Here is a 13,021-nt window from a genome sequence, read left to right as displayed (position 1 = left end):
TTTTAAAAAAACATAGAGGATGAGTCAGCACGGCGGTGAGATGAAAAAAGAAATTGGAAAAGAACAGATAAAAGCGGCTGTATCCCTGGTGTCCGCGTACGGTATCATTGCCTTTCTTGTCACCTGGCGTACCCTGGTCGCCGCGCAGGGAGTTCTGCCCGGTTTTTCACCAATCTTCTATGTGACAGTCTGCATTTTATTTTCCGCGGCATTGCCGGCTGGTTTCCTGCTGCCACATTCGAAGGTTTCAAAAATTCTCATGATTTTCGGAAGCTATTGGGTCAGCTTTCAGATAACCCTTTTCTTTGCCTGCCTTGTTGAATTGCCCGCGTATATTATTCTGACAGCGCTGCTTAAAATCCTTCCGCCGTCACAGTTTGCGGTTCTCTCGCTTTTCCTCTTCGCACTTACCGCTGTACTGACGGTCTATGGAATAATTCATACCAGAAATATTTCAGTCACCCCCTATACCTGTGAAGTTTCTAGACCGGTCTTCCAAGGTAAATGGCTGCGCATTGCCCAGCTCAGCGACCTGCACCTGGGCAGCATCAATGACCTGAAGACCGTGCGGAAAATCGTAAAAAAGACAAACAGTCTTCGGCCCGACTTAATCTGTATCACCGGGGATACCTTTACCGAAAATGTCAGAGAGGTTTTTGAATTTGAGAAAATCGCCGCGGAACTTACGGGTCTGCAAAGCCGGTATGGTGTGTTTGCCTGTTTAGGCAACCATGACGCAGGGGTTGATCTGCCGGATATGCTGAGTTTTTTCCAAAAAGCGAATATCCGTGTTTTAGAGGACTGCGCTGTACGGCAGGACGGGGTTGTCTTGCTTGGCCGTTCGGATATGGCCCCGGGAGGAAATGAAGGGCAGACGAGAAAAACCATTCCCCAATGCCTGGAGCCTTCCGACAAAGATAACCTGATCATTGTACTGGATCATCAGCCCGGGGATATTGAACGGTCGAAAGAAGCGGGGGTGGATCTTCTTTTAAGCGGCCACACCCACGGAGGGCAGTTTTATCCCCTCAACCGTATTGTCCGCCGGTTCTTTCCGCACTACCATGGGTGCAGAAAATACGGGGATATGTATTCCATTGTCAGCTCGGGAACCTGTACGCCAATTCCGTATGTCCGTGTCGGAACTAAGTCTGAAATTGCCGAGATACTGCTTCTTGGCGGCAAATGAATGATGTACGCGGCGGCATTCCGGTCCATCCGTAAACGGGATTTTCCGGACGTTTTGGTCATTCCGGAAAAGTGACTGCCACCCCTGAAGCCATACTTTGGCGCACGTCGATGAGCCGCTGGTTGGAAGATCCCCGGAAGCGGAGATCGATGTTCCGCAGCTCCCGGATAAAGGGACCATCCACGAGGATATCCGTAGCCGCCGCAAGCCCGGCCCAGTCTTCCCGGCCGGAAACAATGATTTTTTCCCAGGTAAGTCCCGTATAGGTCACCACCGTAAGTCCCATTTCCCTGACGCCCCGGGCCAGGGCCGCGCAGGGACCTGCCTGGGTAAACGGCTCACCTCCGGAAAGGGTGAGCCCGGAAAGGAGGGGATTTGCCCCGATCTCCGCGAGAATTTCTTTTACGGAAACCGGGGTGCCTCCGGTAAAGGCCTGGAGCTGGGGATTATGGCACCCCGGGCAGGCCAGAGCGCAGCCCTGGACAAAGACCGTGTACCGGAAGCCCGGGCCGTCAACAATGGATTCCGGCTCCCGTCCGCCGATAATGAGGATATCTTTGCCGGCGGCCGGGTCCGCGGCGCGGGGATGATTCGGGGCCGTCATTCCCCGGAAGACGCTCCGCCGCCGGATACATTAAAGTGCTTGACCCGGTCCCGCTCTTCCGCCCGTTTGGCGTTGTTGAAACGGTCCAGGGTTCCCACCAGATACCCGGTGATCCGCCGGATCCGCTCAAAGGGCTCATCACCCTCGCTGCGTCCGCACCGGGGGCAGGTTTCTCCGATGATACCCCGGTACCCGCAGACCGGGTCGCGGTCCACCGGATGGTTCAGACTGCCGTAGCCGATTCCCGCCTCCTTCATGGCCCGGACGATTTTCTCAAAGGCTTCGGGGTTTTTTGAGGCGTCCCCGTCCAGTTCGATGTAGCTGATATGGCCCGCGTTGGTCATGGCGTGGTAGGGCGCTTCCAGTTCGATTTTTTTCAGCGCTCCGATAGGGTAATGCACCGGTATGTGGAAACTGTTGGTATAGTACTCCCGGTCCGTTACTCCGGGAATGGAACCGAATTTCTCCCGGTCCATTTTGACGAACCGTCCGGCGGTGCCCTCCGCCGGGGTGGCGATCAGGGAAAAGTTCAGCCGGTGCTCCAGGACCGCGGCGTCCATGCGGCTCCGCATGTGGCCGATGATCCGCAGCCCCAGGGCCTGGGCTTCGGCGGATTCGCCGTGGTGTTTGCCGCACAGCGCCTTGAGGCATTCCGCCAGGCCTATGAATCCCGCCGTAAGGGTGCCGTGTTTCAGGATTTCCCGGAGTTCATCCTCCCATCCCAGGGTATCCGAATCGAGCCAGATTCCCTGGCCCATGAGGAAGGGAAAGTTTTTTACCTTTTTCCTTGCCTGGATTTCGAAGCGCTCCAGGAGCTGGTCAATGACCAGGTCAATTTTCCCGTCCAGGTCCCTGAAGAATTCATCTGTATCCCCCCGGGCTTTCAGGGCAATCCGGGGAAGATTTATGGTGGTGAAACTCAGGTTCCCCCTGCCGTAGGTGGTCTGCCGTTCCTGGTCATGGACATTGGCTATTACCCGGGTCCGGCAGCCCATATAGGCAATCTCCGTTTCCGGCCGGCCCTCCCGGTAATACTGGAAATTGAAGGGCGCGTCCTGGAAAGAAAAATTGGGGAAGAGCCGTTTGGAGCTGACCCGGCAGGCCTGCTGAAACAGGTCGTAGTTGGGGTCCCCGGGATTGTAGTTAACCCCTTCCTTAACCCGGAAAATCTGGATAGGGAAGATGGCCGTTTCCCCGTCACCGAGGCCGGACTCGGTGGCCGCCAGGAGATTCCGGATAAGCATGCGGGCTTCCGGGGACGTATCGGTTCCGTAGTTAATTGAAGAAAAAGGTATCTGGGCTCCCGCCCGGCTGTGCATGGTGTTGAGGTTGTGGATCAGCGCTTCCATGGCCTGGTAGGTCCTGCGGTCGGTTTCCCTGAGGGCGGTGTTCCGGGCAAAGTCCTGTACCGGGCGCCGGATTTTCGGCTCGAGCCATTTGTCCAGAATCCCGGATTCTGCCTGGGTATAGGCTTCGTTGTCCTCCAGGGAAGGTTTCAGGTGCCCGGTAAACAGTTCCGCCTTCAGGGTTTCTTTTATCTGTTCCGTGGTTTCCGGCGCCAGGAGATCCAGGGCTTTGAACAGGTTATCCCGGTACAGCCTGACATAGGTTTTCGCCACCCCCGGTGCCAAGCCCCGGTCGAAATTGGGGATGCTCTGGCCCCCGTGCTGGTCATTTTGATTGGATTGAATGGCGATGCAGGCCAGGGCGGAATAACTTTGAATATCGTTGGGTTCCCGGATAACCCCATGGCCGGTTCCGAAACCGCCGGTGAAAAGCTTGGCGATGTCAATCTGGCAGCAGGTGGTGGTCAGGGTGAGAAAATCCAGATCGTGGATATGGATATCCCCGTTGTGGTGGGCCCGCGCGTGGCCGGGTTTCAGGATGAACAGTTCATTGAACTGCTTCGCCCCTTCGGAACCGTATTTAAGCATGTGCCCCATGGAGGTATCGCCGTCGATGTTGGCGTTTTCCCGCTTCAGGTCGTTATCCTTGGCATCCTTGGTGGTGATTTCCTCAAAAATCCGCATGAGCCTGGTATTCATTTCCCTGATCCTGGTGCGCTCCGCCCGGTAGAGGATGAACTTCTTGGCAGCCGAGGACAGACCGTTTTCGATCATGATTTGCTCCACCGTATCCTGAATTTCCTCCACCCCCGGGGTTGTCCCCGCGTAGGCCGACTGCAGGCGTTTTGCCGCCGACTCCGAAAGGTTCATGGCCTGTTCCCAGTCCATGGTGCCCGCGGCGATTCCCGCCTTGTAAATGGCGTTGGTGATTTTCTCAATGTTAAAGGGTGCTTCCCGGCCGTCCCGTTTCAGTATCCGTGTGGGCATTGTCTACTCCTTAGCCTCTTCCATGGGTATTTTAACTATCGGTTAATTATGGCGCTATATGTAGCGTTATTTATGATAATAATCTGCTATATACAGCGGTGTCAATACAAAAACGGACGCAGGGAACAGAAACCGCCGCTTTTCTGTATAATCCGCCGCCGGACGCGGGAGATATCTGGACCAGACGGATAATGTATCCTAAGATGGGGCTGAGGAAAACCAGCAATTCCGCGGATATTTTCATGGTCCGCCGGGGGGAAACAATGGGAAAATACACGACGAAGTATTTCGGGGAAATCACCATAGACGAGTCCAGTGATTTTGAGTTTATCGAAACGAGCTACCGGAACCAGGCGATCCATATATCGCTGTCGGACTGCAGCCTCTACGGCCCGGAACTGAAAACGTGTCTGGGCATTCTTGATAGATATGCCGAAATAGACGTCATGGCACGAAAGGCCATACTTGAGAATTTTCCCGGGGATGAAACCGTCGCTTATTATTTTGAGTGCCATTTTGATTCCCTGGAAGAAGAATTTCTGATGAAAATATTCGGCGTACAGCGGTTTGATGAATTTGACATCGCCAGGACCACCGCGGGACTGGGGTATCCTGATCTGCTTTTCGGAATAGAAGATGGAAAGATAAACTTCTCCGTGGATTATATGGTATCGAAGGACTATTCCGATGAAATACTCTGCGTAAAAATGGACCGAGACCTGAACGTCACCGGGTTTTCCCACGAAAGCTGAGACTCTATACCCGTCGGCGGGTATAGTATCCTTTGTCTGATTTTTTATGGTAAATCTGACATGGCGCTGTCATATATCCGCTGCTAAACTATACTTAAACACGGCGGTCCGGTAATCGGGGGCGCTTAGGAGAAGCCATGCGGAAATCGACCATTACCGAAACCTATGCCTCGGATATCGGAAAGGTCTGGGACATGGTGACGGACAATACCAATTATTCCTGGCGGAGCGATCTGGAACGGATAGATATCCTTGACGGCGGCGGGACTTTTATCGAATACACCAAAGAAGGCTTTTTCACGGAATTCACCATTACCTGCAAGGAGCCATGCGGACGCTACGAGTTCACCATGAAGAATAAAAACTTCACCGGCCGCTGGACGGGGCTGTTTTCTTCCGTGGAATCCGGGGGAACGCGGATCGAATTCACCGAAGTTCTGTATATTAAAAATCCCGTGATGGAGCTGCTTTCCTATATCGCCATGCCCCTGAAGAAAATCCAGAGAACCTACGCCGCGGATCTGCGCCGGGCCCTGGGGGAGGATATTCCTTGAAGGAACTGCTGAAAAACAAGGCTTACGCGTTTATCAGTCCCGCGGACCGGGATTTTATCCTGGCCTTTGACCGGGAAATGGAACGTCTCGGCTACGGCAGCGGCGGGACCATCGGCGGCGGCTACTGCTGGGGCCGGTACATGATCATCTATACCAAGACCGGGGTAAAGAGCAAGAAATCCTACGCCCGGATGTACATCCGGGACGGCGACCTGGTTCTGCGGATGTATTTCAGTGACGTGGACAGCCGCCGGGAAGCTGTCGAAGCGGCGCCGGAGTATATCAGGGAAGGGTTCACCGGCGATTACGGCCGCTGCGGCCACTGCCACAACCAGCGGGAAGACGGGACCTGCGGCCACCGGAAAAGCTACACAATTTCCGGTAAACTCTGCGAATTCTGTGACGGCTTCGCCTTCTGGTTCTTCAACCCCGATGTTTCCCGGCTGCCGGAGTATATAAAAATATTTACCGCCTTTTATCCCGAAAAGAAACCGTCCCCGGGACCGGCCGGAGGGCGGTAACCGCGGACATCACCAGCCGGGGCTATTCATCCTGTTCCGTGACCGGATGGGGCGAACGGCGGATCAGTCCGTCCCGGTCCGTTATGCGGTATCCGTTTTCCCGTTTTTCCAGCACACCCTCTTCGCAGAGCTGATTCAGCAGGCGGAATATATGACGGTAGCTTATGCCGACGGAACAGGAAACATCGGTCAGGATATCGCTGAAAACATTGTTGTGTGAAGTCTGCAAAATGTAGGAACAGAGACGTTCCTCGCCGGAATATAATGCCGCGGACACAAAGCTTCGGGAACTCCGGACTAATTTCAGGGAAAGTTCATTGCCGAGTTTATTCAGAAACGCCATATTTCTTTTCAGCACCGCCCCGTATTTTCTGTACGGGATGGCGATACACTCAAAGTCGGAAATAGCGATAAGGTTAGCGGTTGCCGTTTCGAGCCCCGCCATAAATTCAATATCCCCAATCATACCGCCGGAGACATAGTAGCAAAGAATCAGGTCCTTTCCATTGGGAGAAGTGGAGCAGACCTTTGCCTTGCCGCTCACAACAATGGCAAGCCAGCTGATCGGCATCCCTTCCCGCAGAATCGTTTCCCCTGACCGGAAATACAGGCACATACAGGAGTCCGGCGGTATGTCCCGCAAACCGTATTCCGAAAGTTTGTCAAAATGTTTTTTTGTCAGCGGCCGTGTGTCCATCAGCTTCTTTTCCCTTTCAAAGTATACCAAACATCGGTTCGAAATGGTAGGACAAATGTCCTATGTCCCCGCGGGACAATGCCAATATAATCAAACCAGGAGGCGGTAATATGTACCAGCTGCTCGCACTTATTACGGGTGTAACCCTAGCTGTCATGGTTTCCGTCAACGGAAATCTGTCCCGGCAATACGGCGTATTCCCCGCGGCGGTTATTGTTCATGTTGTAGGTGTCCTCTTTGCTTTTTTGCTTTGTATTCTGCGGAAAGAAAAAAGAACGCTCCGCGGCCACTCCCCGGTATGGATTTATCTTGGCGGCGTGATCGGTGTTTTTACTACCGTGTTCAACAATTTTGCCTTCGGGTACATCAGTATGACCAGTATCATCGCGCTGGGACTGCTGGGGCAGATGGTCACCGCCCAGATAATTGATCATTTTGGTTTATTCGGGATGGAACGGCGGCCGTTCCGGAAAGTATCCCTCATTGGGTGGATATTTTCCCTTTTCGGAATCTTCCTTATGCTGGACCGTTCCGCCGCCGCGGCGGTATTCGCTGTGTGCCTTTCCTTCGGCGCGGGAATCTCGGTGGTCCTCTCCAGAACCGTCAACGCCCGGCTGGCGGAAAAGGTCGGGGCTCTGCGCGGTTCCCTTGTGAATCATCTTGTGGGTCTGCCGGTGACGGTGATCATCGCCGTGTTCGCGGCCCGGGCCGTATTCCCCGCGGCGGATCCTGTAATTTCTCCTCCGCCGTGGATATACTTTGGGGGCGCGCTGGGGGTGATTTCCGTGCTCCTGTGCAATCTGACGGTTCCGAGGATTTCCGCGTTCCTGCTGACCGTTTTGACCTTTGTGGGGCAGGTCTTTACCGGAATTCTTCTCGATTCGGTAACCGGCGGCGGCTATTCGAACGCGACCTTCGCGGGCGGAATTACCATCGCGGCGGGCATCGCGGTAAACCTGATCGCTGAGCAGGTGGTTCTTGTCAGGGAACGGAAACAAACAGCGTGTCTGGAACGGCTGAGACGGACCGAAGATGAATACCAGAGAAGGCTGGTTGAGAAGTACCGCCATAAGAAAATTACTGTCTGAGAGGGTCTGGCCGGTTCCGCGGACCGGCTAACCGGACCGGTTCCCGCCGCCGATACTGGATGCGGCGTCTTAAAACCTTGTAGAATACCGGTAAGACAAGTTTCCGTAGGGCGGGATATGGCGCAGAACATTCTGATTTACTATTTTTCCGGCACCGGCAATTCCCTGTACGCGGCGAAAACCCTGGCTTCTCTGTTGCCGGGAAGCAGGATCGTGAATATCGCCGGGGAGATGCTCCGGGAATTTCCCGTAATCGAAGCTGAAAAACTCGTCTTTGTGTTTCCGTCCTATGCCTATGGGCTGCCCGCTATGGTGAGCGGTTTTGTCAGAAAAGCGGAGATACGGGCGCCCTATATTGCCGCTCTGGTAACCTGCGGCACCAGCCCCGGCGGGACGCTTCCGGAAATGAGCCGGCTTCTCAAAGGCAGAGGGTTAACCCTTTCCGCGGGATTTACGGTACCAACGGTGGAAAACTTTATCCCCATATTCGGCCCCCAGGGCGAGCGGAAAATCCGGATGAGGCTTGCCAGTGAATCGGAAGCGGTTTCTCTCGCGGGGGAATCCATCCGCCGGGGCGGTATACGCCGGATCCGTCCTGTTCCGCATATCTCAACGGCCGTAAGCCGCCTCTTCCTTATGGCCAGGAATCTCCTCAATTCATTCTATAAAGTTTCCGATGACTGTGACGGCTGCGGAATCTGCGCCGCGGTCTGCCCGGCCCAATGTATTGTTGTGGCCGGCAGGGAAAAGCCGGTGTTTTCTTCGGGCTGCGAAGTGTGTCAGGCCTGTCTCAACTGGTGCCCCAGGAAGGCCATCACCTTCGGCCGTCTGCAAAAGAACACTCCCCGGTATATTCACCGGGATATCAGCCTCGGGGAAATGCGGATTACCCGTGAATCTGTCACACCACGGTGATGTTTTTCCACTTGCCGCACCGCCACCGCCGGATAAAACAGATGCTTCTGAATATCCAGTCGATAATCATGGCTATCCATATCCCGCGGACCCCCAGACTGGTAAAATGAACAAAAAGATAGCTGAATCCGATGCGGAACATTCCCATGGAAAAAATGGAGATGACCATGGTATACCGGACATCCCCGGCCGCCCGCAGGGCATTGGGCAGGGTGAACGAAGCCGGCCATATCACCATGGAGGAACTCGCGTGGATGAGCATGAGCTGAAATGCCAGATTGAAGGTTTCCGCGGAAAGGTTATACAGCCCCAAAACCGGCTTCAGTGCCAGCAAAACTCCGGCATTGACGATGATCATGTACAGGTACACCCGCTTCATTAAGGTCTTGGCATAATAATCAGCCTGATCGTATTCCCTGGCTCCCACACACCGGGCGACCACAGTGGTAAGGGCCAGGCCCATGGCCGCGCCGGGAATGGCTCCGACTCCGCTGAGACTGTTTGCCACGGCGTTGGCGGCGATGGAGATTGTTCCCAGGGACGCTACCAGGCTGGTTACGACAATCTTTCCCATCTGAAAGATACTGTTCTCCAGGCCGTTGGGAATGCCAATTCTGAGGATGCGTTTAAACATCTGGGGGTCCATTCCCTTTATCCCGTAAGACCGGAGGGAAATCTCCAGTTTAGGATTCCGCAGCATAATCATCATGGTTACCGCGGCGATTACCCGGGAAATGAGGGTAGACAGGGCTGCGCCGGCTACGCCCCAGTTCATCCCGTAGATAAACAGGGCGTTTCCCGCGATGTTGACCACATTCATTATTAACGCATTGATCATGGCGGCTTTGGCGTTGCCCATGATCCGGAACAGGGCCGCGGCGGTGTTGAAGATCCCGATAAAGGGGTAGGAGAGGGTGGTTATGTAAAAATAAGTTCTGGCGTGACCCATCACCCCGGATTCCACATTGCCGAAAATGAGGGAAAGTATCTGCCGGTTCAGCAGAAGACAGATGCTGCCGATTACCACCGAAAGAGCCAGGGTCACAAAAACCAGCTGTTTGGCCGCGCGCTGGCTGTTTTCCCTGTCCTGTCTGCCAAGGTACTGGCCCGCCACAATAGCGCCGCCTGCGGCGAGGGCCGAAAACAGATTTATCAGGAGAATATTGATGCTTTCCACCAGGGATACCCCGGAAACTGCATGTTCCCCGACGCTGGCGACCATAACCGTGTCAAACATGCCCACCGTCAGGGCCAGAGTCTGCTCGATAATCAGGGGAATTATTAAATACCGCAAATCCCTTTTGCTGAAGATACCGCTGCTATCCATTGATAAACCCGCATTACGTACATTATGAGATAAATATGCCGTACTGTATTATCGCATTAAGTACTGAATTAAAATAGCCAAGCGCAAAGAGTCTGATGGTGAGTTATATGATGAATTTTTAAGTATCCCGGCCGGATATGGCCGCAGCCGCTAAACATAGAAAAAAGGCTTTTTGTTTTTTACCTGTAAAAGAGGACCGCAGGACAAAAAGTCCGGCGGCGGGGACAAATTTCCGCCGGAACGCCGGTGTCCGGCGGCGCGAGTATCCGTATCGGCTTTAATTCCCTAGAAACTGTTGATATTGTCGTACACTCTCCCGAGCAATGATTTTAATTGCTCCTGCTCAGCCTCCGTAATCCCCCGGGTAATTACATTCTCCGTATCTTTCCGGGATGACTTCATATAATAAAACAGTCTCCGTTCTTTTGTTGTCAGATATACATGTTTTACCCGTCTGTCCTTATTATCAAATTCCGTGGTAACAAACCCCTTTGTTTCGAGCCGTTTAAGAATGCCGGACATCGTGGGGGACGATACTTCAAAAAAAACTTCCAGATCCTTTGGTGATGTTTTTAACCTCTTGCGCTGGTGTAAAAAATGCAGCACCTGGAACTGAGAAATAGTAAGTCCGTATTTCTCCAGATTCTGATTCGCTTTCTTTGTCAGCAAATCATTGATTAGTTTTATTTGAAACCCAATATCTTCAGACTTCGTCATGCTTAATCTTACCATGGGTCTGTCAAAATATATACCATTATCTGTTTCTATACAGAGACACGCTGAAAATAACAATTCACTGTACTTCTTAATCTGTATCCCCCGTTTTATATGGTTTTCGCGGAGGGCATGGAGGGTTCCAGTTCCCTGTCATAAATATCCTTTTTCGTATTTGATATTTCGAGATTGAAGGGAAAGCGCATTTCCCGGGATGGCGCGGCATTAAGCATATATCCCAAGCCATGAACCGTTTGAATGTAATTTGGTATTTCCGGATTGATCTCTATTATTTTCCGAAGCCGCTGGATATACACCCCAATGATTGTTAAACCGCCGTGTTCTTTCCGTAATACATGGGTGTAAATTTCCTCCGGAGAAACGGGCCTCCCCGCGTTTTTGCCCAGGTACAGTAATATGTTGATGTTTCTCTCGGATATGTGCATCTTCTCACCGTTCTTGCGCAGGCTCTCCGTATTGAGATCCAGGGAAAAGGGCCCGAAGTTTATAACGTCATCGGTACTATGGAGCCGCATTCCGTATTCCCTTCGGATCGCGGCCCGGATACGGGCAAATGATATTTTTGGAGGGTGATTGCCGAGAATGTAATTGTCGGCTCCGCTGTCAAATCCCGAAATAACGAGTTTTTCATCAAAGTGACTGAGATACATAAGCAGCAAAGCAGTCCCGGTTTTCCGGTAGGCAGCTATAAACTGGCAGGCCTCTGATGAATAATATTCCAGGTCAATGACAATAATCTCAGGTGAATGAGAAAGGAAATTCAGCGCCTCCGCTATGGTTGCTGCCCGCAGAATTTCTAAATTTTCTTCTATTGATAGTTCGGCAATGAGATTCCTTATGGCATCACCCGGTTCAATAAGTAAAATCTTTCTTTTCATGTTTATATCCTCTAAAAATAAAATATAGCAAGCTAACTGTTTATGCAATTTATAAAACGATATATAACAATAATTTATATAAATTAAATATTTTGTTTATGGTAAATATAACAGCCGGGGAAATATATTGTTTTATATGAAACACAATAGAGTATTGATCGTATGCATAACCATAATGGTATGCGCAGGAACGCTTTCGGCAGAAACAAACCTTACTGTAGATGAAGCCGTCCAGTTAGCTCTGGAAAACAACCTTTCCCTGGAAAGAACAAAGGTTGATATGGAAGGTAAAAAACGCGCTTCAGACCGCTCCTGGAACAATCTTATTCCATCGGTCACCGCATCGGGTTCGGTCAGCCACGGCACAGCATTAGTCGGGGACCTTTCGGCCGGCAGGGATGAATGGAGCAGCGGAGGATCTCTTTCCGCATCCTGGAGCCTCTCGCCAGCGATCGTGTCGGGAATCAAACAGACAAAAACCGATTACGAATCGGGGATAATTACTTATGAAGAGGCAAAACAGAACCTTGAACTGCAGGTACGGAAGGCTTTTTACCAGATTCTGCTGTATCGGGCAAATACGGATCTGATCGGTCAGAGCATTGAGACCGCCCAGTCACGGTACGAACAGGCGTACCGGAGCGCGCAGGCCGGCCAGGTTCCGAAGCTGGACGAGCTCTCCGCCCGGGTTGATCTTGAAAACCTGAAGCCTTCATTGCGGAGCGCGGAAGCCCAGTACATGAATGCCATGGATTCCTTCAAGCAGATCCTGGGTCTTCCCGCTGATACTGATATAAGCCTCACCGGAACATTGGATAATGACAGCGGCACTATACAGGTGACGGGTATAAGAAATGTCAATGAATCATACAGTGTGTCATCCCTTCGGAAATCACTGGAATTACTGGAAGCCCAGAAGTCTACCGCGTGGAATCAGGCCTATATGCCGTCATTGAATTTATCCTGGAATACAACACCTACGTACGGGTCCTCAAGTAAGGAGTGGACCGATAACGGATCTTTCTCCGTCGCCTTATCGTTTAAGCTGGATAATTATCTTCCCTGGTCATCCGCCCGGGAACAGATTGATTCCTATAACGACAGCATCACGAATTACCAGAGCCAGATAACCGAAGCCCTGATGAATTCGGAAAACCAGATCCGTCAGCATCAGCGGTCCATTGAACAGTCACTGGAAAGCATTGACTCCCTCAGGCTGAATGTTGAGCTGGCGGAAGAAACCTACGCTATGTATGAAGAATCCTACGCTAAAGGAACCGCGGATCTCCAGAGTCTCCGGTCAGCCTACGATAGTTTATCGGAAGCCAAACATAATGTGCAGCAGGAATATTATAACCTGCTCTCTGTTTCCCTGGATCTTGAAAAAGAATTAAATGTTCCCTTCGGAACATTATGGCAGTAAATCAA

At 52.1% G+C, this 13,021-nt stretch carries 13 protein-coding genes; 7 read left to right on the top strand and 6 right to left on the bottom strand.

Annotated features, from left to right (window positions below; all coding sequences use genetic code 11):
* Positions 1-40: 40 nt before the first annotated feature.
* A complete protein-coding gene (locus JFL75_RS07175) occupies positions 41-1,189 on the top strand; it encodes a metallophosphoesterase (RefSeq protein ID WP_215625998.1) in 1,149 nt (382 codons plus the stop codon).
* A 58-nt stretch (positions 1,190-1,247) separates the two neighbouring features.
* On the opposite strand, the gene JFL75_RS07170 is transcribed toward JFL75_RS07175, so the two are convergent.
* Positions 1,248-1,793, bottom strand: coding sequence for a 4Fe-4S single cluster domain-containing protein (locus JFL75_RS07170; protein ID WP_215625997.1), 546 nt, complete (start codon positions 1,791-1,793; stop codon positions 1,248-1,250).
* On the bottom strand, positions 1,790-4,126 hold the full coding sequence (locus tag JFL75_RS07165; protein WP_215625996.1) for an anaerobic ribonucleoside triphosphate reductase: 2,337 nt from the start codon (positions 4,124-4,126) through the stop codon (positions 1,790-1,792). Before JFL75_RS07165 ends, JFL75_RS07170 begins: the two co-directional genes overlap by 4 nt.
* Positions 4,127-4,389: 263 nt before the next feature.
* On the opposite strand from JFL75_RS07165, the gene JFL75_RS07160 reads away from it, so the two are divergent.
* The 3 genes from JFL75_RS07160 to JFL75_RS07150 all read left to right on the top strand — a co-directional run bounded on the left by JFL75_RS07160 (position 4,390) and on the right by JFL75_RS07150 (position 5,953).
* Positions 4,390-4,878: a DUF2004 domain-containing protein gene (locus tag JFL75_RS07160; protein WP_223292793.1), complete on the top strand. Its 489-nt coding sequence runs from the start codon at positions 4,390-4,392 to the stop codon at positions 4,876-4,878.
* Positions 4,879-5,015: 137 nt separating this feature from the next.
* Positions 5,016-5,432, top strand: a complete 417-nt coding sequence (locus tag JFL75_RS07155) for an SRPBCC family protein (protein WP_215625994.1) — start codon at positions 5,016-5,018, stop codon at positions 5,430-5,432.
* Positions 5,429-5,953, top strand: a complete 525-nt coding sequence (locus tag JFL75_RS07150) for a hypothetical protein (RefSeq protein ID WP_215625993.1) — start codon at positions 5,429-5,431, stop codon at positions 5,951-5,953. The genes JFL75_RS07155 and JFL75_RS07150 overlap by 4 nt, the downstream gene beginning before the upstream one ends.
* A 22-nt stretch (positions 5,954-5,975) precedes the next feature.
* On the opposite strand, the gene JFL75_RS07145 is transcribed toward JFL75_RS07150, so the two are convergent.
* The gene (locus JFL75_RS07145; protein WP_215625992.1) at positions 5,976-6,650 is read right to left on the bottom strand and encodes a cyclic nucleotide-binding domain-containing protein; all 675 of its coding nucleotides are present in this window, start codon (positions 6,648-6,650) and stop codon (positions 5,976-5,978) included.
* Positions 6,651-6,760: 110 nt separating this feature from the next.
* On the opposite strand from JFL75_RS07145, the gene JFL75_RS07140 reads away from it, so the two are divergent.
* Together JFL75_RS07140 and JFL75_RS07135 are read left to right on the top strand one after the other, a co-directional pair.
* Positions 6,761-7,738, top strand: a complete 978-nt coding sequence (locus tag JFL75_RS07140) for a DMT family transporter (RefSeq protein ID WP_215625991.1) — start codon at positions 6,761-6,763, stop codon at positions 7,736-7,738.
* Between the two features lie 117 nt (positions 7,739-7,855).
* Positions 7,856-8,653, top strand: a complete 798-nt coding sequence (locus tag JFL75_RS07135; protein ID WP_215625990.1) for an EFR1 family ferrodoxin — start codon at positions 7,856-7,858, stop codon at positions 8,651-8,653.
* On the opposite strand, the gene JFL75_RS07130 is transcribed toward JFL75_RS07135, so the two are convergent.
* From JFL75_RS07130 to JFL75_RS07120, 3 genes are all read right to left on the bottom strand, one after another.
* Positions 8,640-9,980 carry an MATE family efflux transporter gene (locus JFL75_RS07130; protein ID WP_215625989.1) on the bottom strand — a complete coding sequence of 447 codons (1,341 nt, stop codon included), beginning with the start codon at positions 9,978-9,980 and terminating at the stop codon, positions 8,640-8,642. The two genes, JFL75_RS07135 and JFL75_RS07130, sit on opposite strands and share 14 nt — an antisense overlap.
* Positions 9,981-10,265: 285 nt before the next feature.
* Entirely contained in the window at positions 10,266-10,697 is a 432-nt protein-coding gene (locus JFL75_RS07125) for a MarR family winged helix-turn-helix transcriptional regulator (protein WP_215625988.1), read from the bottom strand.
* Between the two features lie 107 nt (positions 10,698-10,804).
* On the bottom strand, positions 10,805-11,593 hold the full coding sequence (locus JFL75_RS07120) for a response regulator transcription factor (protein WP_215625987.1): 789 nt from the start codon (positions 11,591-11,593) through the stop codon (positions 10,805-10,807).
* 136 nt (positions 11,594-11,729) lie between these two features.
* Here JFL75_RS07120 and JFL75_RS07115 point away from each other — a divergent pair, with 136 nt between their 5' ends.
* On the top strand, positions 11,730-13,016 hold the full coding sequence (locus JFL75_RS07115) for a TolC family protein (protein ID WP_215625986.1): 1,287 nt from the start codon (positions 11,730-11,732) through the stop codon (positions 13,014-13,016).
* Positions 13,017-13,021: the final 5 nt, after the last annotated feature.

This window comes from Breznakiella homolactica (assembly GCF_016616095.2).
Taxonomy (GTDB): Bacteria; Spirochaetota; Spirochaetia; order Treponematales; family Breznakiellaceae; genus Breznakiella; species Breznakiella homolactica.
The sequence above is the reverse complement of the archived record's forward strand: the minus strand, read 5'-3'. Positions and strand labels throughout refer to the sequence as shown.

Excerpts from the sequence above, each read along its gene's own strand:
- JFL75_RS07175 (WP_215625998.1), top strand. The coding sequence starts at position 41 with ATGAAAAAAGAAATTGGAAAAGAACAGATAAAAGCGGCTGTATCCCTG.
- JFL75_RS07170 (WP_215625997.1), bottom strand. The coding sequence starts at position 1,793 with ATGACGGCCCCGAATCATCCCCGCGCCGCGGACCCGGCCGCCGGCAAA.
- JFL75_RS07165 (WP_215625996.1), bottom strand. The coding sequence starts at position 4,126 with ATGCCCACACGGATACTGAAACGGGACGGCCGGGAAGCACCCTTTAAC.
- JFL75_RS07160 (WP_223292793.1), top strand. The coding sequence starts at position 4,390 with ATGGGAAAATACACGACGAAGTATTTCGGGGAAATCACCATAGACGAG.
- JFL75_RS07155 (WP_215625994.1), top strand. The coding sequence starts at position 5,016 with ATGCGGAAATCGACCATTACCGAAACCTATGCCTCGGATATCGGAAAG.
- JFL75_RS07145 (WP_215625992.1), bottom strand. The coding sequence starts at position 6,650 with ATGGACACACGGCCGCTGACAAAAAAACATTTTGACAAACTTTCGGAA.
- JFL75_RS07140 (WP_215625991.1), top strand. The coding sequence starts at position 6,761 with ATGTACCAGCTGCTCGCACTTATTACGGGTGTAACCCTAGCTGTCATG.
- JFL75_RS07135 (WP_215625990.1), top strand. The coding sequence starts at position 7,856 with ATGGCGCAGAACATTCTGATTTACTATTTTTCCGGCACCGGCAATTCC.
- JFL75_RS07130 (WP_215625989.1), bottom strand. The coding sequence starts at position 9,980 with ATGGATAGCAGCGGTATCTTCAGCAAAAGGGATTTGCGGTATTTAATA.
- JFL75_RS07125 (WP_215625988.1), bottom strand. The coding sequence starts at position 10,697 with ATGACGAAGTCTGAAGATATTGGGTTTCAAATAAAACTAATCAATGAT.
- JFL75_RS07120 (WP_215625987.1), bottom strand. The coding sequence starts at position 11,593 with ATGAAAAGAAAGATTTTACTTATTGAACCGGGTGATGCCATAAGGAAT.
- JFL75_RS07115 (WP_215625986.1), top strand. The coding sequence starts at position 11,730 with ATGAAACACAATAGAGTATTGATCGTATGCATAACCATAATGGTATGC.